This is a genomic window from Aestuariibius insulae, assembly GCF_040783535.2.
Taxonomy (GTDB): Bacteria; Pseudomonadota; Alphaproteobacteria; order Rhodobacterales; family Rhodobacteraceae; genus Aestuariibius; species Aestuariibius insulae.
This window is the reverse complement of the sequence record NZ_JBFONW020000001.1, coordinates 1,242,232-1,262,003: the sequence shown is the minus strand read 5'-3', so window position 1 is coordinate 1,262,003 and position 19,772 is coordinate 1,242,232. Positions and strand designations below refer to the sequence as shown.

Genomic DNA, 19,772 nt, shown 5'->3' with positions numbered 1-19,772 from the left:
CATCGTCTACCTATAACTTTTTTTGCTCTTTGTGGGGTCTTGATCTTCGCCGGCTTATTTTGCTCTGTATGGAGCGATTACTCAGATTACAGCCAAGCCGGGCATAGGCTTAGTGGGATGCCGCTTTGGTGGATTCTGTTTGCGACAACTATCATGTGGCCGACAGTTCTATTCTTTTCATTCGTTGCTGCAGCTAGACCTAAAGATCTTGTGAAGAATTGGAAATAAGGGGACTTCACAATGACATCTGATATCGATAGATTTAATGAAGAAATCAGTAATATCTACCAAAATTTCGTTGAAGACTATATTTCACGTAATTCATCTGAAGCGTTCCCTTTGTCCTTCCCCCCTAGAACTGGGCCATTACATTGGCCGCGAGAGGGGGATTGGGCATGGCGAGGAAGCGACATTCAGACGACGACATCTTGAAGCTGCTGCGTGAGATAGAGCTGAAGCTGACGGCTGGTGATGATGTTGCATCGGCGTGTCGGAGCGTCGGGATCAGCGATGCTACGTATTACAATTGGCGGAGGCGGTTTGGCGGGATGGGCCGGTCGCAGTTGTCGGAGATGAAGAGCCTGGAGAAAGAGAACGCGCGGCTGAAGAAGATCGTCGCCGAGCTCGAACTGGACAAGCTCATCCTCAAGGAAAGCCTGAACCACCTAAAGCCCAGGGCCTGACCACAGAGGAGCTCCGTCAGGCCGTCATTCACACACGCCAGAAGCTTGCGACGTCTGAGCGACGGACGTGCCGGGTGATAGGACTGGCGCGGAGCTCCCTGCAATACCAACCGACACAAAGAGATGACGATGCGCTGCGTTTGGCAATCATCCGGCTTGCAAAGCAGTACGGCCGATATGGCTATCGCAAGGTTACTGAGCTGCTTCACGTCGAGGGCTGGCTGGTCAATCACAAGAAGGTCGAGCGGCTCTGGCGGGAAGAGGGGTTACAGCTTCCGCAGCGCCACAAGAAGCGCAAGCGGCTCTACCACAAGGACAGCTCGATCATCCGATTGAGGCCAACCCATCCGAACCACGTCTGGGCCATCGACTTCGTCCACGACAAGCTCAGCAATGGGCGCAGTTACAAGATGCTGACGGTTCTCGATGAGTTCACGCGGCAGGCCTTGGCTGTTGTGGTCCGCACCAAGATGGGTGCCGACGATGTTCTCGAAGCTCTCTATCCGCTCCTGCTGCGCCACGGTTCCCCGGAGTATATCCGATCCGATAACGGCCCCGAGTTCGCAGCAGAGGCGATGCAGGGATGGCTTCGACGCGTTGGTATCAAGCCGATCCGCATTTACCCGGGATCGCCCTGGGAGAACGGATACAACGAACGGTTCAATGGGACATTACGGCGAGAGGTTCTCAATGCGGAGTGGTTCACGACGACCAAGCAAGCTCAGATCGTCATCAATCACTGGCTCAGGCAGTACAATCACACCCGGCCGCATCAGGCACTCAACATGCGCCCGCCCGTTCCTGAAACCCTATTAGAGAAACCCCTGATAAATGGCCCAGACACAGGGGGCTAGACACTTGATCCTGACTCATACCCGGACGCCGATGTCTACGAAGAAGCAAGACAATATAACATTGAGGTCAATGAGTGGCTTGATGAGCGTAACCTTACTCTCCCCGGCTTGATGCTCGTTGGGGATGGCAGCCCTGACTTTGATCCGGTTGATGACTTCTGGGGTTTTGAAACAAGTACGTTTGGTGATCCATCCTTAGGTGGAGTTCGGGTCGGAAATGGATCTGGTCCGTATACGAGTAGGCCCCAAGTTGCAGCTCCTTTCGTACCAGATCCGCCAGCACCGTGCACCCGTCGAATGGCGACGGCATCGCCCATCGAGCGCGCCGTATCAACCTGCCTCAAAGTATCGAGACAACGACCGTAAGCGATGTGGAAGGCCGGGAGTATACATGCGAGATCTCAAGCGATCTGCACGGGACAGCAGTCGTCGAACAATGGGTGATCGAAGGGCAAGGTCACGCATGGTCGGGCGGGCGACCCGAAGGATCCTACACGGATCAGAAAGGTCCGGATGCCAGCGCCGAGATGATACGTTTCTTCTTTCAGAAAGGTGCCCCGACATCGGCGTGAAGGATCTGAAGAAATTATCTGTAAAGAAGGACAAGCGCTGTCATGGCAAACGCCTTCCCCTGACCAGATAGCCCAAGCAGACTGAATTCGCCTGTGTTAGGTGCCTCTGTATGTCCGAAGAGTATCATAGCTGCTTGGTGAGCCGCCTGTCTCGCTTTGTCACACTTACCGATCAGGAATGTGATTTCATCGCAGAGATGGAGAGCGATGAGCATCCTCGTCGGCGAGGTCGACCCATTGTTCGCGTCGGTGATCGGACCGAGGGGATAGCTATTCTGAAATCTGGTTGGGCAGTGGTCAAGGCGGACAGCTCAGATGGGCGAAGCCAAATTCTTCGCGTTTATTTGCCGGGCGAGGTCATGGGGATGACTGAAATCGGATCATCTCATGCGAACCACCGCATCGTTATGCAGACCGATGGCATCATTTGTCCATTTCCACGACAAGGCCTAGCACCGCTCTTCTCGGATTATCCCCGTCTCGGCGCATTGCTTGCAGCTGTCGGCAGCTTAGACCAGATTGCACTTCGCCATCACGCAAGCAGCCTCGGATCTATGAGCGCAACTGGCAAACTCAAATTTTGGCTACTGCAACTTCGCTCTCGACTAGAGGTCGCAAATATCGGGCTTGGAAACAGGTTCCAAGTGCCATTCAGCCAGGTCGAGATTGGACAGGCAGTGGGTCTGACATCGATCTACGTCAACAAATTGCTCCGCCGATTTGTTGATAATGGTGAGATCGAGATCGATCGTCCCTATGTTCGCCTTCTCAAGCGAGCCGATTGGGAGGAGGAGTGTGAATTCGTCAACGCATTCGTCAATATGGATACATCCTGGTTCCCTCCCGCGATCGGTCTAGAAACAACCGGAGAGGCGGATCTCGCCGAACGGAAGTAAGCCTATGCAATAATCTCTGTGTCCGTTCGGCCTGCGGCGAGCCTTGTCATAACGCGATCGTCTTTGTGGGAGACGTCCAGGCATTCCTTGAGGAGATATATATCCCGGTCCAACTCTAACCGGTCAGCGAAGGCAGCAATGTAGCCGTATCCCGCGATCGAGTAGTGAACCAGCCGCTGATACTGCGCGATGATCATCGCATCTCTGACTGCATTCTCGCAAAATACTTTCTCGATCACATGAGTATAGGCCTCTTTGACAAGGGCTTCCAGACCACGGCAGGTCCCGCCTTCCAACCGTTCGTCATGACCTTTAGAGATCTTTTCAATTGCAATGATCCCGCCCTGGATCCCGTCAGCACCTGAAATCAGGGCTTTGGTAAGGTATGGATCAGTCGCCGCATTTGCCATCGTTCTGGTGATATCCAGCACCTGCTGGCTGGCGCTGTAAATATCCTTGAGCTGTTCGAGATAGAGGTCCTCAAGCGTGTCGATGCTCATCGTCTATCCTTTCTAGGTAAGCCCTCACGCTATCTGGGTTCAGCCTCCTGAATAGTGGTCAATTGGCCCAAGCTTGTCATTGCTATGCAAACGCTAAACCAGATTAGCGTCTACATGCCGTTCAGCTCTGATCGTTCACATAAGCTGCTCTGACAAGGCGCGCCCATATCGCGTCATATAAAGGGATGCGCGATTTGAGCACGAGAGAGGAGCCATTACTCTCGATGACGGAGTTGAGCGTAACAATGAAGACAGTGCCGCAGAACACCTCGATCGGCGTTGTTCTGGATCCGCCCACCCAATGATAATGACGGAGAGAACTGGATGCTGAGCTGGATTTTCTGGCCTATGACGATCACCGTGCTGACCGTGACGCTCTTGCCGCTTACGAACGGGGTCGTCTGGTGGGTGCGCATCTGGGACTTCCCACGTCTTCACATCGCGATCTTGGCACTGACACTTTTGGTAGCTTGTCTTCCTTTCGCAATATCATTCAAGCCGTTGCTATGCGTGCTTCTCGGCTGAGTATTATCTTACCAAGCATTCCAGATCTTTCCATATACTCCACTAGCGCAGACGGAAATTGACTTTGTTCAGGCATCCGACCCATCAATCACGGTCTCGTTAATTTCCGTAAATGTTCTGATGGAGAACACGCTGCACGATGATCTTAAGGCCATCATCGATCGGGAAGACCCCGATATCTTGTTACTTATGGAAACCGATCAGGTTTGGAGCGATGCGCTCTCGGATCTGCTGGCTCGGTACCCAACAACCAAATCGCATCTTGCAGACGATCATTATGGCCTCATCTTTGCAACACGTCTCGAGACCCAGAGCTTGGAGTTGCTCTGGCCAGATGCGGACGACACACCGGCCATTCGTGCCGTCCTGAGATCGCCTGACGGTGTGGACTTCAACTTCCTTGGACTGCATCCACGGCCGCCGGTGCCAGGCAATACCACCGTGGTTCGTGATAAGCAGATCGAGGATGCCGCTCTCCTAACCCAATCCTCCATACGACCCACTGTCGTCATGGGAGACTTCAATGACGTAGCTTGGTCGTGGACCACAAGGCGCTTCAAGCGGTACAGCGGCCTTGTCGAACCGCGCGTGGGCCGAGGAATGATCTCAAGTTTTCACGCCAACTATTCGTTCTTGCGACTACCGATCGATCAGATCTTCATAACGAAAGATATAGGTTTAGTGTCGTTCAATCGTCTCGATAACTTTGGCTCTGACCATTTTCCAATGGCAGCAACGGTCCTTTTTGACAAATCATGGGAAGTCGCGGATGGACGATAGTCCGACAAGCGAGGCATCCCGCGAGACGGAAGCTCAAGCGCGAGCGCATACTGACCCTTGGCGGCGGCTGGACGTGCCCATAATTGGAATATTCTGCCTATTGCTGCTGCAGGCGCTCGTGTGGGCAAGCGACTTCCTAATCCCCGTGACGGCCGCCTGCCTGGGTTACTTCGTTCTGAACAAGCCACGCCGCTTCCTTGCCACGGTCGGGATCCCGCCCGTCGTCTCGGCTGCACTTTTCACTGCAATTCTTACGGCTCTGATCGCGCTTCTGCTTGTGCAGCTCAGTGCGCCGGCAGCTCAATTCATCGAAGATCTTCCGTCGCTGATGGCGCAAATAAAGCAGAAACTCTCGGCGGCAGGAGGCACCTTGGAGGCAATCAATGACGCAACCGTTGCCGCGGAAGAGATCATCGACAGTCAAGATGCCGAGACGGTAGAGGTCGAGATCGTGTCCGACACCGGGATCGCATCCGCGCTCTTTAGTATGGCTCCGGGCTTTCTCAGCCGTATTCTATTCGCGCTGATCCTTTTGTTCTTTCTTGTCGCATCGGGCGACATGTTTCTTGCTAAAGCTGTGCAAAGTTTTGACCGGTTTAAAGACAAGCGACGTACGGTCGAAGTCGTTCATACAATAGAGGAACGGTTAGGATACTATTTAGGCGGCATTGCCATCATTAACGCAGGGCTTAGTGTGGCCGTCGCAATTGCGATGACTATCTGGGGTCTACCCAACGCCGTGATCTTCGGTTTTATGGCTTTCGGCCTCAACTTCGTGCCCTTTCTGGGCGGCCTCATGGGCGCGACTATCGCCGCCGCAGTTGCGTTTGTCAGCTTGGACATCGCTTGGGCCACAGCAGGTGTTTTCCTGACCTATATCGCTCTGACTTCAGTAGAGGGCCAATTCATCACGCCACTCGTGATTTCCCGAAGGATGCGGCTCAACACGACGATCGTTTTTGTTTTCGTGGCGTTCTTTGCGTGGATTTGGTCGATCATAGGCATGATCGTCGCCCTACCTATTCTTATCGTCATTAAAATAGCCTGCGACGAGACACAATCATTGCAAACCCTTGCGCGATTCTTAGGCGATGTGGATGACAACAAGGCTGGTCCTGAGATATCGAATTGACAGCCTGACAGAGAACGTCTCAATCAGGCTGTCTTTTATCTCAGGTTTTTTTGACGCAGCAAACGCACAGTAAAGATTAAAAGGCATGCTCCTGCAGCCGCAACGATTAATTGACCGATCCACCCACCGAGCGTTGTACCGAAAACTGCAACCAGCAGCCAATTGAGAACGACCGCACCGACGATACCGAGCACGATATTCATGAAAAGCCCCTGATCCGATTTCATGATCTTCTCCGCAATCCACCCGGCAAGTGCGCCGATGATCAACGAACCGATCCATCCTATTCCAGTCATGATGACTAATCCTATTTTATTGAGTTTCCAAAACTATCTCGATGACGCGGCATCTCCGGTGTGTCGAAAAATTACATCAACGGCCACCGCAATGAAGGACAAAAACTGCCGCCGGATAACCGGCGGCAGGGATACTCGTTAAAACCTGATGAGGAGGGATCGTGGCTCCGCCTCCAAACCTTTTGTGGTTAGGCTTCAGTCCAGACCAACCTCTTCAGCAAGACGTACACCCGGCTCTAGAATGCGGACTTCGCTTTCGTTGAACTCTGGCATGTTCTCAAGTTGTGACTGAGTGAACTGAGGTACGATCAATTCGTTACCGCGAATGATCAGCTTTTCCAGCGGCACTGCTATTTCATTCTCACCCATACCAAGGAAACCGCCGACTCCGACGATTGCGACAAGCGTTTGCCCGCGAATACCGATGAAATCGACTTCGCCGACGTCTTCGCCCGACTCGGTGGCGACGCTACGGCCGACAAGGTCTTCGACGTTCTGATTGAAGATCGGCAGAACCTCGACAGACTCCTTATATCGAGCACGATCCTCTTCTGGCATGTTACCAGCTTCGTCTGCATTGAAGTCTTCCATGACGACACGTGCTTGCATCTGCTCGATTTCGATATTGGCCTCGCCACCTCCGACAACATTGACCTCCGGCTCTTCACTGGTAACGGACACATCAGCGCTCTCGCCCTGCTGAACATTCACCTGCGCATCTTCTTGCGTCACGCTTACCCGCGCATCTTGACCTGTCGCGACATTGATTTGCGCTTCGCCTTGTTCGAACTCGACACGAGGTTGCGCTTCCTGGATTGTGATCTTTGGCTCTGGCCGAATGAAACGGACGATTGGCTCAGGCTGATCCACATCAATAATGGGCTCGCCGGTCGCAACGTCGACTTCAGGTTTTGGGACCATGACAGTCACTACGGGTTCGGGAATGACCACGGTGATCTGGGGCTGCGCCTGCTCGACCGTAATGATTGGCGCCTGTTGACGTACCCTTACGGTCGGCTCCGGTACGACGACGGTAATTTCTGGCTGGGGCTGTTCAACAGTGACGACAGGCTGGCCTTGTGTCACTTCTACATTTGGATCCGGAACAGTGACATTGACAGTCGCATCCTCCTGCTCGACGACGACCTGTCCGCCTTGTGTCGGTAGAACAGTCTCATTCGTTTCAGCTGTGGTTTGGGCGAACGCGCTACCGGCCGTAAATGTGGTGATAGCGGCGGTGCCAAGTAGTCTCTTCATCGTAGCCTTCATTTTGTTTTCCTTCACAGCGGTCAGCCGAACATTGCACTCTCGCGCCATGCCGGAGATCTGAAGAACAGACCGCTAATGGTTTTCCGAAGTTCTCTCGTTGCAACGCTTGGCGTTGGACGAAAATTAACCAACGGTGGCTTGGATTTGCTGAACCGCTAATCCTCGAAGCTATTCACAAGCTATCAAGGCCTTCGAGAGAGCATGGCTCTTAAGCACTAATCTCAGACAAGTTTCGGGTGTTCTTCCTGGACCATACGGCTCCCCTGGATCTTAAAGTCATAATCGTCGATGTTCAGTTGATCGTCTTGAGAAACGGCAGGAGATCGGAGCCGTGACAGGTCAGATCTCCCCTGGTTGGAAACCGTATTGATCGTGCGTCTTGAGCCCTATCGCCCAAGAGCTCAAAGCAAGCCACACTCATCGAGTAAATTTATTTTAATCGATTGCAGCGATTTGAGGTAGCATGATGCGCCAGGCGCCGGCCAGCTGCTTGAGACGCTCTTTACGGTCTTGCAGTATCCCAGAAGCCGCGCATCCCCTCTTAAAGTGGCGAGGTCCAAGGCTGCCATCTATCGACCGGCAACTATCCTGCGCCGCAGTCCAGCGATCCACGCATTCACTACAAAGGTGAAAAAAAACAGAAAAAATTGAACTCACGGTGTGCGAGCAAAGCTACTGTTCGCCTCACTCTCTCGGTTCGTGCTGCGATCAAGAAACGGCCCATACCGGACTCTCACTACAGGCTAACGGTTCTGCGTTTGCAGCCTGCATTGCCGCCATTCGCCGCGCTTACAACATTTTGAGATGGTCGACCTCTCAGTCTGCGGACGACATGAGCTTTCTCCGCTAGTACGCCAATGACCGTATTTTTTAGTTTACGCGGCTCGGATCGAGGAAGAGCCTCGCCTCCAACGCTCCTGATAGCCAGTGTATTGTTACCTTTGCGGCACGCGAACTCCGTGCCACCCGCAGCTGTTATCGGGCTTCTAAAATTCGTCGAACTCCGGAACAGTGCCTAGCCTTACAAGGAAGCTTGGGTCGCCAACCTCTCCACTGCTTCGATCTTCGGTGACCATATAGGCGTCGGCGCCTGCGCAATCCTTGGATAAGGCCTCTCGTTCGGCTCTGTTTTGTGCTTCTGAAGCTGTGGAATATTCAAGTTGCTTGGCAATTTTTAGGCCGCTCTGCCCATTACGCTCAGCCTTCGTTTCAACATAAGTTTGGCAGATATAGTGAGTTTTTTCTGGGGAAAGCTCTGGATTTGTCATGGATGGATCCTTTTGATTGGCTGGGACGATTGGAAGTTCTGGGAACAGGTCTGGCCGATTTCAGCCTGGTTAAAGTGCCTCTTGCCCAGCGGAGCACATCACGCAAACAAAGCCTCCGAAGTTCAACTACCGCGCCGAAGCGGCTTTGATGCGACGCGATTTTGACGCTGCTGAATCTTTGGTTACAGGTGGCGTGTTTGCTTCTCTTCCAAGGCGAGCATTGCGCAGTCGGGAATTCTTGGCTTGTCGTTGTTCCGTTTCTTCGTCGACCATTTGTCTGACGACACGCGTCGTCTTATCCATCGGAGTTTCCGATTTAGAGTCATACACTTTGAACGCATTGTTTTTTTCGAGTTTCGTCAATTTTCAGTTTCCTTTGTTTTGCAGGTCGGTCGAACCAAGCGAGGTTCTTCAAACCAGCGCCAAGTGTTCGACCTTGCCTTGGGCGCGCCGTGATAATCGTGTGGGTGGATCGCCCAACAGTTTCACTTCGATATCTGGCGCAGCCATGGCATGCATCAACGCATTGTAATTCATCTGGAATCTCACCTCGGAACCCACCTGTTTCATAGATCGGGATGTTCCGATGACAAGATGATCGCTGGTCGCTCCGATCAATGTGCTTCCAACAGGCATCGAAAGCCCCAGAATGTCGGTGTCCTGATGTCCCATCGCGAGGATCATACGTGCAGAAGCACCACGGCTTGTTACAGTGCGAAGTCGTTCCGTAGTTGGATCGGTCAAGGCAATAGGGAAAGGCGCAGGTTTTACCCCCGTTTCGATAACTTCCGCGACAAGCGTGAAGGCATCCGTGTACATCCCGCCGATTTGGTCGCCGGAAGTTGGGTCAACGCCCAGAAGAATTGCCTCCCCCAGTCTTAGGTCGTTGATGCGTCCAGTGGTCCGGTCCCCAAGCGCCCACGGCAAGTTTGCTGAGTTGCCACCGGACACAGTTTTTAAGAATGGGCCACATACACCCTCAACTTCGTTCGCGAGGTCGCAAAGAGAGGCCATTTGAGACGCACTGGGGGCGATCCCACTCAGACAAGCAAAGTTTGCGCCAATACCTGTCAACGCCACCCCTTCCATCGTCATGACCTGCTGCGCAACTTCAGCGACGTTCTCAGGTAAAATACCTTCGCGTCGATCGCCCATCTCGACCATCAGTATGATACCGTGAACCTTATCTTTTCGGATGGCAGCAGACGCCAAGGCCGCAATGACAGCAATCTCTGTGTTATAGCTCGCTTCACAGAACTGAACGACCTCATCGACCTGACTTAGCATCGGCGTCCGGATCAGCGTGACCGGGCATGTGATGCCTGCTTGGCGTAGCCTCTGCACATTATTGATACGTGCATCCGTAAGCCCCAAGGCACCCCCGTCCAGTATGGCCTTGGCAATCGCAGGATGCCCGCAGACCGCCTTGGTAACGGCTGTGACGCCTATTCCACGCGGGCCCAACCGTCGAACGACGGTTTGTGTGTTGACACGTATCTTGCTCAAATCCACTTCGATGCGAGGGCAGCTCATATCGCGGCCATCGAATGCCTTTGCGTCAAACCGGGATATGCGGCCACCACCATCGCAAGCAAATGGGCAGCCGGTCGGGCCAATGCATCGGTGACAGGCAACCCGAGTTTGTGTGTTTGTGCTGCGATCGTGTCGCTGATTTCGGCTTCGGACATCCCCTCATGATTGAGCGTGACACCGATGACCTTTGTGTCGGCAAAGGCCTCGATCAAGGCAATCTCACTTGACGACGTGGGCATCGGCATATCGGGAAAGTCGCAGCGATGGACACGATTAGGCGCGTGCTGAAGGATGACAGCATCCGGCTGACTCCCCCGCAGGATAAAGGCAGATGTACAAAACGCGGGATGGCTCAATGCGCCTTGGCCTTCGATCAAAATAACATCGGGTTCTTCAGCTTCAGAAGCCGCAATAATCGCGCCTTCAAGTTCGCCACAGCAGAACTGGGGCGGCACGGCATCCATTGCGATGCCGTACTTGGCGCCCTGCATCAAGCCGGTCTGGCCCGTGCCGACAAGCACTGTCTTTATACCCTTCGCATTCAGGGCTGCCGCCAAAACGATCGCCGTTGTCCGCTTTCCTATGGCGCAATCGGTGCCGAGAACTGCGATCCGCAGTGCTTTGATACTAGCGACACTACCATCGAAGAGGCGCATGTCCTTACTGGGCTTTGGCTTGCGAATGTCGCGGATCGTGACATTCTGCTCCGAGGCAGCGCTGGCTATTTCTCGGTCATCGCTCAGATATTCATGCAGCCCACTCACAATGTTCATACCAAGCTCAATTGCTTGCAGAACAACGCCTCGGTCCGCAGTCGAGAGACGCCCCGTTGACGGAGCCATCCCATAGATTAGCGTATTGGGAAGGACGGTTTCATGGGCAACAGCGGCGTCCAGATGACCAAAGATGGGTATGCTGTTGCTGACGTCGTCTAGAACGGATCCGCTGTCTTGTCCGCTTACGGTGCTGTCGATGACGGAAAGGATGCGATAGGATTGAGAATGGCGCACAAGGCCATTTGCCGTTTTGCCATCGATTTGCGCGAAGTTCCCTTCGCAGTAGACGACCGCCGTCGGTGAGGACGTGATCTGCTTGCCTGACGTCAAGCCTGCAGGTTTGATCTGTTTCATTGGAGGCGCTTGTGCTCCCCTGACAGGGCGGCGGATGGTATCGACAGTTTCAGATTTGGTTTCCATTGTGGTTCTCTTCTCTAGGTTGGTACGGAGGGCAGAATCGCCCTTACATGCGCATTTTGAATGGGGATGGTTTCGTGTCCCGCGCCTAGTTGTTAAGGACGCACAGCCCCTTTGATTTTTTGAAATTTTTGTTGTATTCCCAGCGGTTGCCCGGCCTGTCCAAATGCGCGTTTTCAGGAACATCAATCAGCTCGCATGTCTCGCCAGAAGCGACATATCCACGATCACACTTCCACCCAGAGCTGTAGGTTCCGTCGTCAAAATATGCATTTTCGGGGATTACGACGGCTTCGCATAGACCGGCCTGCTCAAAGAAGCCGCGCTCACATGTCCAGGGCTGACCGTATCTTGATCCATTCAGATAGGCGTTGGCTGGAACCGCAATCGCAGTACACAGACCGTCAGTTGCTTCAAACCCGCGTTCGCACGTCCACATGGAGCCATATGAGGCATCTGCTAAGTATGCATTTGGTGGCAGCACGATCTCCTGACATGTGTCATCGACCTTGATGTAGCCACGCAAACACTGCCAACGTTCGCCTGACGGGTCCAAAAACCCACCTTCGGGTACCTCTACCGCAACACATGCCGCGTCATCGGTTCTGCGAAATCCATGCAGACATTCCCAACCGGACCCGTAGGACCGGTTCGTGTCGTATGCGTTTTGCGGCACAACAACATCGACACAGGTATCTTCGCTTAGTCGGGAGCCAATGTTACATTCCCATCCATCACCGTAACTTTTAGCATTGGCGTTCGCAGGCATTGCCTGAACGGTGGTTTGAGCAAATGCAGGGAGTGCAAGCAGCATGACCGCCAAAATCGAACCGACAAATAGGGCCATGACAGTTGGTGTTTGTGCAGGGGCACAGGCAGAGATTGCATCTGGACCACGAGGGTCTGTGAGTTGCGATTTACGAGCCATCTAAGGCAGGCCCCGCAAGACATGCGTCTGCGAGATCCCGGCTCGGGGTATCCGTGCCCGGCAATGTGGCCCAGCCGTCTTCCATCATCGCATTGCGCCGCTGAAAGCCAGAATCTTCTCGAAGCGTTGCCAGTACTTCAACTCGTTCCGCATAGGCTTCTGATAGGCCCAGACAGACCGGCACCATGGCCAAGGTGACTTGCTCTGCGGCAAAGCTATCAGCAATCTTCTGCGCACCGCCTGCAGTTGTCCAGCCGCCCCAAATGAAGCCAAGAATAGAGACAGCAACTGCGCCAACCAACGCGCCGAAAATACAGGGTTTCGTCCATTCGGGAATTGTCATTTTTAATCCTCTGACGGAGAAAGCGCCGCCGCACTATTCTTGGTCGCCTTTGTGTTTGCGTTGGCGTGATCCTGCGCCAGAGCCAAATCCAGATCCCGTTGATCCACTGCGCGCAGTTCTGACTTTCTTCCGCGCCAATGGATCAAGAGAAACGTGGCTGTCCGTCGGTATGCAGCAAAGCTGTGGCTCAGCATGACTTCGTCGTCTGCCACCACTTCATAGTCGCCTGCGGGCAGTTCATCGGTGTATCCGGCGACCACAAACGGATGAAGAAATGTCACAACTGAAGTGGTCGTGCGCGATGACATCGGCAACCTTCCCAAACATCAGATCCCTGCTAGAGGACACGACAGCTGAATTTTCATGGTGGATGGTTGTGGTCCGCTCTGGCAGGCTGATGCGCCTATGCCGCAGAGAACCGCAACCTTCATATTTCTTACTTAGTCTCTTAGTATCGGAAAAACAAGATTGGTGACTCTGGTTCCACTTCTCAGACCACCCATGCCACGAAAGAGGTCAAGGGTGGCGAGCCCTCGCCATAGGCACCCAAAGACCCCTTCCCAGCAAAGTGATTTTTGGTTCGCTCGCGTAGAAACCGCTATTGGGGTGTCTCGCAGCATTGGTAGATTTCGGCTCTCTGCGGTAATCGGATGCGGCGCAGCATTTACCAAATCAAGGCCTCAACCCATTTCACGGACCGGCCTACACCGGACCTTCACCCGACCGTCAAGATGCTGCTCCCGCAACCCGCAAAACTGCCATTCGCTGCATGTGCTCACTATCCTTACAAATGAAGGACCCGCAGGGGACTGGTCGTCAGATATGAGCGGAGATCGTTAAAGTCTCGAGATCTAATGGCCAGAATCATGACAAGGCGGTTTCATGGCTGCTCACGTAGCATGCTCAGAGATCGACCGAGGCTGCGATCAGTTGGCCCAACGCCGTGAGACGATATTGGATTTTTCTGTCATGGCTTCTTGCAACGAGACCTGTTGCTTGCAGGTCTGGACCGATCGATTCAAAGTCTGTCCCTGTGTTTTCACGAAGAATGTCGTTCTTCGTATTGAAGTCACCATCTTCACTCAGCACCCACAAGGCAACTCCAACAGTGTCACTCAGGAAGCCGCTGGGGAGATTTGGTTTTGCCTCCCAATTCTTGGCTTCTTCAGACGGCCGCTCAGAAGCGATCATAGCGGAAATCAAGCCGGTGACTTCTGAAGGAATACCTCCAGTCTTCGCCAGGATGGTGCTGCGAAGATCGGCAGAGTCTAGATCGGTTCTTTCGAGTTTGTCGAGGTGAACCCGGATCATCTCTGCACCCCAAGGGGTCAAGAATTGTGTTTGCTCACGGCGGCGGATTGCGAGCGCTCGCAGGTCAGGGTTCGACGCACTAATGGTGATCACAGGCCGAATGCTCTTGTTCAGGACTGACGTCCGGCGAGCAAGCAAATCGAGAAGCAGCTTTGCTTCGGTTGGTTCCTCGGCTTCGTAGACGACAATGTTGCGCTTACCAATTTCAGCGCGCGCCTTATCTACGATGCGACGCAAATCATTGGCGGAGGCTGCTTCTTGGACAATGATTTTATCATCCCTTGCGCCTGGGAAGGTTCCAGCTTCCGCGATCCTGCGCAATGCCTGTGAGACCTTGCCGATTCCGAGGACTTCAAGGCCACAGATGATCTGAACTGGATCCTCCGTTGTGTTACTGATGAGTCTTTCCATATGGAAGTCACTCAAGGGCGAGTAAGGCCATTGATTCTCAGGCTGCTTCGGAGCAGCGGAGTAGCGCTTCCGGTGGGTAGCACTATCGTAATTGATCGTCGGGTCCTTGTTCTCGATTTCGTCGAGAGCATGGTAGATATCATTTCCCGTGCCGAGCATCGCGGCGACTTCTCGCGTGCGGAGCAGGTAGTTGTAGCGATTCTCGCTTCCTGGAACCGGATTTCGCCCAAGAACCCCGAGATCGAAGAGTTCTTCCAAGAGCGCTTCGAAGGACGGGAGAGTTGGGGCTTCACTGGTTTTGGGCCAGAATAACGATGCCTCCTCCATCAGAAGACGTGTGGGAAGACCCGTGATGAGGGCTCGGCGCTCATCACCTTCGTAGATCAAGCGCGCGAGTGTGTAGGCAACCAGTGCGTAGCGAGGATCGAGATTGAGTGTGAGATGGAACTTCTCTCGAATCCGGGTCTCGATGTGCTCGAAACCTCGGTGAGCAAACAAGGTATTGGATGGAATAGTCCAAAGTGGGTCACCTGCGGGAAGTTTGTAGGTCTTACCGCTGCCGACGCCGTGCATCGTAGAAAGGAGTCCCTTCATGTATTCTTGCACGAGTGACGGATAGTAGTTGGCCCATGTCAAAATTTCCTCGACGGCCTGCATGTTCTCAAATGCAAAGCCAGCCGCTCGCATGGGGGAAACAACCAGATCGAAAGCTGCGCGCTTGTCATCAATGTTCTGATTGAGTGGGCCTATGCAGATCGGCTCACCAAGGTGCCAAAGCGGTGAGTTCGGCTGTCTATTCATCCTTTGAACATTGTGAAGGCCAGCGAAAACGACTTTGAAGGCACGCTGGGTCTTCTCCATAAGCTCTTTCAGTTTACTGAGCTGCGGATAGTCGTCGCGTGTATCTTGGGTAATGAAATTGTCGGCTTCATCGAACATGCAGATGATGCGTCCGTTCGGGTGTCGATTAACCCACGCCTGGATGTCCCTGGAGACTAGGTCGACGGAGGTGTGATCAGGCTTGACGATGTCATCCGGCAGCATATTGGATATATGTCTCCAGATCTCGCTGGTCTTTTCAGAGATACCCAACGCTTTGATCTCACGATTTACGAAGAAGCGTTTTTCGCTATCGTCATGTTGGGTCTGCGCAATATGGGCGAGGAGCGCCGATTTCCCGAGTTGCCGGCCACCGTAAACCAGGCAGCCGTCGGCCGTTTTCGCAATGATTTTATGAACCTCCCCTTCGCGCCCGAAGAACATCTCAGGTGGCAACTGACCTGCATCGGTTGTGTATGGGTCAATGCGCCCGTAGGGTAGTCCGCACTCAAAGACCGTGCGCGCGCGGGTTTCCCTGCGGGTGGCTGCGAAGGCAATCAAAGCCTCATCAATAAGCAGAGCAGGAATTGCCTTCGAGCGAAGGCGTTCTGCGATTTCCCGACGCCGGGAGGCATCCGCTACGCCGGAAAGAAAGATGATCGCCGGCCTGCTGGAATCTCCGATTGCCTTGATCATTGTCTCAGGGAGAGTTTCCGGAGATGCGACGACAAAGTTGTAGCCGCTGGTGGCATTGGAGCCGAAAACGGGCGGTAAGAACCATCCATCAGAAACAATGCGAGTATGGAGCGTCCCCGTCCAAGACCCCTTCCGGCCAAGCTCTTCGATCTTGGATACGTTGACCTGCTCGAACCCGATTTCCTCGAAGAGCGCTTTGATTTGGCCGTGTGTTGCCTTCTTCGTGCGCATACCGAGCATCAGGTCGCGATACATTACTATAAAGTTGACGGCAGCAGCGCGGCGGTCTTCCTCCGCAAACAGAAGATTTCCCTCTGTTGCGGTGGCCTCTTCGAATGCTTTGTTGTCGGCCGGCCATTTGTCTGAGCTGGCAAACGGAAGGAACTCAGGAGTAAACTTCCAAATGAGACCCTGTAGGTCAGTTTCAAAGACGGCTGCCGACCGGCCGTCACGAAGTTGAGCAATTCGATCCTCTAAGGCTTCAATCGTGAGCTCGTCGATTTTGTTGAGAAGAGTTTCGACATCGTCTTCGTTCTCAGGTTTTCGATACTCGTTGATCCGCGAGATTTGGCCATCACGGATGCTAAGTTCGATGTCGGCGATCGTTTGATCTAGGACGGCAAGGCGCTCCGTGATTCCGGCGATATCATGGACTTCGCTTCCAGCAGCCAGGCCGTCGATTTTTTCGAGTGTAAGCTTGCACCATGTAAGTTGACGGCTGATCTGCTCTTGGTTTTTGAAGTCGACCTTGTCGAGCGCTGTAAGCATTCGGTTCCGGTTTTCAACTTCAGGTCGCCAATCGGCTACGAAGGCCATTACCGCTTCCCGGACTTTTTTATCCGAAGAGACGTCGAATTGATCGACCATGCGATAGGCAGAGTCGAAGGCGCCCTCGGCGCAGGCGCGCTTAATAGCATCTTCCTGTCCAAGGATCTGATTTTCATTGAGGATTCGCGTGTAGATATCGGCGCGTTCTTCGCTGTCAGAAAGTTCATCCCGATCGACTGGCGGGAGCAAGTCCATCTCGGCGTAGAGGGCGTCCTCAAGCGTCGAGAACCGGCCAGTATCCCGCCCAAGAAGTGCGTCCCGGGTCTCATTGATCTGCTCGCTGATCCAGTAGGCTACGGCTGCGATCAAAGGATCGTCAGTGCGGCCAACTTCGGCTTCGAGGCCGTCTCCTGCTTTCTTGAGCTGCGTGCGGAGAGTGGCCGTGGTCAGCCTTGTTCGTTCTTCGGATTGCTGGCCGTTCGCTGCTGCGGATTGCGTCGTCTCAACCCAGCGTTTCAATAGTGCCACGGGTTCATCGAACTGACGAGCAAGATACTCGACGCCTTTCGAATAGAGGGCGAGATCGTTGTACCCTCTTTCGGCTGCATAGGTTTCGGAGAAGGCTTCGATGGATTGAGTGTCGCGCAAGTTCTTAACCGCGGCTCGGGCCAATTTCGGTGCGGTAGGGTCTTTTCTTGAGATGGCCTGAACTGCGGCGCCGAGTTCGCCGTTAAGCGACACGATGTAGTGCATGAGCTCGGTGGCAAAAGGCCAGCGGGACTTTTTTTGACTGAGGGCCTTGCAGATCCGTTCCAAACGATCCGTGAGGCGTTGCTTTTCAGGCGTTCCCGGTTGCCCTGAGAGTTCAGCGAGGCGATCAGGGCTGGGAGGGTAGTCGAAGCTGAGCCGCGACACGGTATCATTCACTTCGATCAGGTGTTGGCCAAGGGTGCCCTTGCAGAGATCGGAAACCTGGGTGCGAAGCGTCGTATCTTTTGAAAGGATCGCAGGTCGCAAAATCGACCCGAGAATAAGAACCGACGCGAGATCAGAGAGAGGCGTCGAGGTGGCATTTCCAACGTGTTCATTGAACTTATGTAGATCAGGACCAAATCCGCGATAAGACGCGCGACTTGCTGCAGCGACACGCAAAGCAACAGCGGGGAGCGGCAGCGCCATACCCTCGTGTTCATAGGCTGCTGCGGCATTGGCAGCGATCGCAATGAAGTCGCGTTCGATAAGAGAGGCGAATACATCCTTGTCGACAGGCGCGGGTTGAAGCGACTGAGAGGCAGCCGCTTCAAGTTGTTCGGGTTGAGTTTGCAGTTGGTCGTGAACCGACAGATCGGAAGCTTTGTCGTGTTGCTCGGCAGAATTTTGATGATCTGCTTCGTTATCTTCATTGCCTTCCGTTTCCGTCTGTGGACCGTGAGCTTTATCATTGGGAGCAGGATATTCATCTACCGCAGGATCCTCAGCCGGCTCTACATCTGCGGGCTGTATGTCGAGGTTAGAAGTGGCTTCCTCCGTGCTTGTCGCCTCAAACTCTGCGCTTGCCGCACGATTTCCTCGTTCCGCGACTTCATCAGAGGAGTTTTCAGTGCTTTCGTCTGCTCTCTCAACTTCTTCTTGAGTGTTGGGGTTGTCGGACTGGACCTGAAGAAGGCCTTGTTCGCGGATCTTGTCGAAAATCTCCAGATAATCTGATGGATCGGAGTTTTCGTCGAACGTGTCTGCATCTTGAGCGGGATCGTAGTTCTCGAGGAGCAACATAAAGCGATCAGGCGTCGGGTCACCGAGTGAGCGGAAGATGTCGAGGATGGCCTGGTAGGCCTCTTCCATCCGATTGATCTTGTTCTCAAGCTTCTCTGCCTGGGTCGCAAGCTCGCCGATCAATGCGAATTTTTTTGCTGCCGTTGCTTCGGCGATTTCATTACCGATGGCTTCAAGCTGATCGGTTGTGGTTGAGATTTTTTCCTTCCGACTGAGGATCAGATTGTAGAACTGATCGGAAAGCAAAATTCCGGCGGTCGGGCTGGCGATGCGATCAATATCATCCCCCTCCTCAATTGCGCCAAGTGTTCTGAGCCGGATTTCGACCTCCTCCGAGATCTCTTCAGTGAGGAAGTCCTGCATATCTCGGGCTGCGACCGAGAGATCGGCAATTAAAGAGATCCTCTGAACTTCGATAACCGAGCCAATCTGGAGTTCTTCGGCCAGACCCCGAATGGCCGTATGGAGATGCCCCAGGATGAGAGTGGAGCAAGCATCTGGTTCAGCTTTGATTAGATCAAGGATGTCAGCGGCAATGTCGCCCCAATCCATGTCTTCATCGATTTCAGGCAGTCTCTGTTCGACCCAGTCCGTTGGGCCGCGATGCGTGAGGATCTCCATGGCTTCCTCATGAACCCTTTCGAAACTGTCGGGTTCAGATAGCACGTGGTAATAGTTCATAACCGCGTATTCGCAGAAGGACGCGACGGCAATTTCAGGCGATAAATCGTCAAGGAGAAGTTCGTGGACGCGATCCTGCAGTTCCGCGTGGGCCTCGAGCCGAAGTTTCGAGAGCGGCAATCTGGCGATGACACCCTTCTTCATCGCGGCCTTTTTAGCGCGAGGACCCTTTTGGGTGCCCCGCTTCTGCATCACAACCGTTTCAAGTATAGGAAAGATCCAAGGCGCTTTTTGCGCCCGAAGGATTAGTGTCTTGTAGAGGTCGGCTGGTTTGTTCGGGTCGAATGTTACTCCCATGAGGCCAGCGATTGTCTTCATGTCTTTGTTGGTAAAATGGCCCGACTCAGCGAAGAATTCCGGAGCATTTTGGCAGATGTCGAGCAAGGGAAATTCGCTGAAATATTCAGGCGATTCCCAGTGTTCATATTTCCATGTGCTCATGGTTTGAACAGACGCCGGGATGCCGGCAAACGAAGCGTTTTCAGTTTGAGTCGTAAGAGCGAACGATGGCGTTTGTTTCGGGGTGTCTTCAGGCATGTTC

17 protein-coding genes are annotated in these 19,772 nt (G+C 53.6%); 6 read left to right on the top strand and 11 right to left on the bottom strand.

Translation table 11 applies throughout. The features are described from left to right. Window positions 1-395: 395 nt before the first annotated feature. The 3 genes from AAD018_RS06130 to AAD018_RS06120 all read left to right on the top strand — a co-directional run bounded on the left by AAD018_RS06130 (window position 396) and on the right by AAD018_RS06120 (window position 3,005). Window positions 396-1,537, top strand: a protein-coding gene (locus tag AAD018_RS06130) for an IS3 family transposase (RefSeq protein ID WP_412005189.1) whose coding sequence is annotated in 2 segments (ribosomal slippage) — window positions 396-656 and window positions 659-1,537 — 1,140 coding nt in all. Because the reading frame shifts where the segments join, the coding sequence is not laid out codon by codon here. Between the two features lie 284 nt (window positions 1,538-1,821). Beyond that, entirely contained in the window at window positions 1,822-2,109 is a 288-nt protein-coding gene (locus tag AAD018_RS06125) for an alpha/beta hydrolase family protein (RefSeq protein ID WP_412005188.1), read from the top strand. Between the two features lie 110 nt (window positions 2,110-2,219). Then, complete coding sequence (locus tag AAD018_RS06120; RefSeq protein ID WP_367313016.1) at window positions 2,220-3,005, top strand: Crp/Fnr family transcriptional regulator; 786 nt, start codon at window positions 2,220-2,222, stop codon at window positions 3,003-3,005. Between the two features lie 2 nt (window positions 3,006-3,007). Here the strand turns inward: AAD018_RS06120 and AAD018_RS06115 are convergent, their stop codons facing one another. Next, complete coding sequence (locus tag AAD018_RS06115; protein WP_367313017.1) at window positions 3,008-3,505, bottom strand: DUF892 family protein; 498 nt, start codon at window positions 3,503-3,505, stop codon at window positions 3,008-3,010. A gap of 324 nt (window positions 3,506-3,829) precedes the next feature. Between AAD018_RS06115 and AAD018_RS06110 the strand changes: the two genes are divergently transcribed. The 3 genes from AAD018_RS06110 to AAD018_RS06100 are packed head-to-tail and all read left to right on the top strand — an operon-like array spanning window position 3,830 to window position 5,942. After that, window positions 3,830-4,030 carry a hypothetical protein gene (locus AAD018_RS06110; protein ID WP_367313018.1) on the top strand — a complete coding sequence of 67 codons (201 nt, stop codon included), beginning with the start codon at window positions 3,830-3,832 and terminating at the stop codon, window positions 4,028-4,030. A 24-nt stretch (window positions 4,031-4,054) separates the two neighbouring features. Further along, entirely contained in the window at window positions 4,055-4,810 is a 756-nt protein-coding gene (locus AAD018_RS06105) for an endonuclease/exonuclease/phosphatase family protein (RefSeq protein WP_412005204.1), read from the top strand. Continuing rightward, on the top strand, window positions 4,800-5,942 hold the full coding sequence (locus AAD018_RS06100) for an AI-2E family transporter (protein WP_367313019.1): 1,143 nt from the start codon (window positions 4,800-4,802) through the stop codon (window positions 5,940-5,942). Before AAD018_RS06105 ends, AAD018_RS06100 begins: the two co-directional genes overlap by 11 nt. 35 nt (window positions 5,943-5,977) lie before the next feature. On the opposite strand, the gene AAD018_RS06095 is transcribed toward AAD018_RS06100, so the two are convergent. The 10 genes from AAD018_RS06095 to AAD018_RS06050 form a co-directional block, all read right to left on the bottom strand. After that, window positions 5,978-6,238: a GlsB/YeaQ/YmgE family stress response membrane protein gene (locus AAD018_RS06095; RefSeq protein ID WP_367313020.1), complete on the bottom strand. Its 261-nt coding sequence runs from the start codon at window positions 6,236-6,238 to the stop codon at window positions 5,978-5,980. 195 nt (window positions 6,239-6,433) lie between these two features. Then, a complete protein-coding gene (locus AAD018_RS06090) occupies window positions 6,434-7,507 on the bottom strand; it encodes a PRC-barrel domain-containing protein (protein ID WP_367313021.1) in 1,074 nt (357 codons plus the stop codon). Between the two features lie 986 nt (window positions 7,508-8,493). Then, window positions 8,494-8,775 carry a hypothetical protein gene (locus AAD018_RS06085; RefSeq protein ID WP_367313022.1) on the bottom strand — a complete coding sequence of 94 codons (282 nt, stop codon included), beginning with the start codon at window positions 8,773-8,775 and terminating at the stop codon, window positions 8,494-8,496. A 126-nt stretch (window positions 8,776-8,901) separates the two neighbouring features. Next, a complete protein-coding gene (locus tag AAD018_RS06080) occupies window positions 8,902-9,138 on the bottom strand; it encodes a hypothetical protein (protein ID WP_367313023.1) in 237 nt (78 codons plus the stop codon). 48 nt (window positions 9,139-9,186) lie between these two features. Beyond that, on the bottom strand, window positions 9,187-10,308 hold the full coding sequence (locus tag AAD018_RS06075) for an alanine/ornithine racemase family PLP-dependent enzyme (protein WP_367313024.1): 1,122 nt from the start codon (window positions 10,306-10,308) through the stop codon (window positions 9,187-9,189). After that, on the bottom strand, window positions 10,305-11,504 hold the full coding sequence (locus AAD018_RS06070) for a DUF1611 domain-containing protein (RefSeq protein WP_367313025.1): 1,200 nt from the start codon (window positions 11,502-11,504) through the stop codon (window positions 10,305-10,307). The genes AAD018_RS06075 and AAD018_RS06070 overlap by 4 nt, the downstream gene beginning before the upstream one ends. A gap of 85 nt (window positions 11,505-11,589) precedes the next feature. Continuing rightward, window positions 11,590-12,348 (bottom strand): hypothetical protein, encoded by a 759-nt coding sequence (locus AAD018_RS06065; RefSeq protein WP_367313026.1) that lies wholly within the window; start codon window positions 12,346-12,348, stop codon window positions 11,590-11,592. A gap of 70 nt (window positions 12,349-12,418) precedes the next feature. After that, window positions 12,419-12,772, bottom strand: a complete 354-nt coding sequence (locus AAD018_RS06060; RefSeq protein WP_367313027.1) for a hypothetical protein — start codon at window positions 12,770-12,772, stop codon at window positions 12,419-12,421. 2 nt (window positions 12,773-12,774) lie between these two features. After that, window positions 12,775-13,080, bottom strand: a complete 306-nt coding sequence (locus AAD018_RS06055; protein ID WP_367313028.1) for a hypothetical protein — start codon at window positions 13,078-13,080, stop codon at window positions 12,775-12,777. A gap of 595 nt (window positions 13,081-13,675) precedes the next feature. Next, a complete protein-coding gene (locus AAD018_RS06050; protein WP_367313029.1) occupies window positions 13,676-19,768 on the bottom strand; it encodes a hypothetical protein in 6,093 nt (2,030 codons plus the stop codon). Window positions 19,769-19,772: the final 4 nt, after the last annotated feature.

Bases quoted from the DNA above. Each gene is read 5' to 3' on its own strand.
- AAD018_RS06120 (WP_367313016.1), top strand. From the start codon at position 2,220: ATGTCCGAAGAGTATCATAGCTGCTTGGTGAGCCGCCTGTCTCGCTTT.
- AAD018_RS06115 (WP_367313017.1), bottom strand. From the start codon at position 3,505: ATGAGCATCGACACGCTTGAGGACCTCTATCTCGAACAGCTCAAGGAT.
- AAD018_RS06110 (WP_367313018.1), top strand. From the start codon at position 3,830: ATGCTGAGCTGGATTTTCTGGCCTATGACGATCACCGTGCTGACCGTG.
- AAD018_RS06100 (WP_367313019.1), top strand. From the start codon at position 4,800: ATGGACGATAGTCCGACAAGCGAGGCATCCCGCGAGACGGAAGCTCAA.
- AAD018_RS06095 (WP_367313020.1), bottom strand. From the start codon at position 6,238: ATGACTGGAATAGGATGGATCGGTTCGTTGATCATCGGCGCACTTGCC.
- AAD018_RS06090 (WP_367313021.1), bottom strand. From the start codon at position 7,507: ATGAAGGCTACGATGAAGAGACTACTTGGCACCGCCGCTATCACCACA.
- AAD018_RS06085 (WP_367313022.1), bottom strand. From the start codon at position 8,775: ATGACAAATCCAGAGCTTTCCCCAGAAAAAACTCACTATATCTGCCAA.
- AAD018_RS06075 (WP_367313024.1), bottom strand. From the start codon at position 10,308: ATGAGCTGCCCTCGCATCGAAGTGGATTTGAGCAAGATACGTGTCAAC.
- AAD018_RS06070 (WP_367313025.1), bottom strand. From the start codon at position 11,504: ATGGAAACCAAATCTGAAACTGTCGATACCATCCGCCGCCCTGTCAGG.
- AAD018_RS06065 (WP_367313026.1), bottom strand. From the start codon at position 12,348: ATGGCCCTATTTGTCGGTTCGATTTTGGCGGTCATGCTGCTTGCACTC.
- AAD018_RS06060 (WP_367313027.1), bottom strand. From the start codon at position 12,772: ATGACAATTCCCGAATGGACGAAACCCTGTATTTTCGGCGCGTTGGTT.
- AAD018_RS06055 (WP_367313028.1), bottom strand. From the start codon at position 13,080: ATGTCATCGCGCACGACCACTTCAGTTGTGACATTTCTTCATCCGTTT.
- AAD018_RS06050 (WP_367313029.1), bottom strand. From the start codon at position 19,768: ATGCCTGAAGACACCCCGAAACAAACGCCATCGTTCGCTCTTACGACT.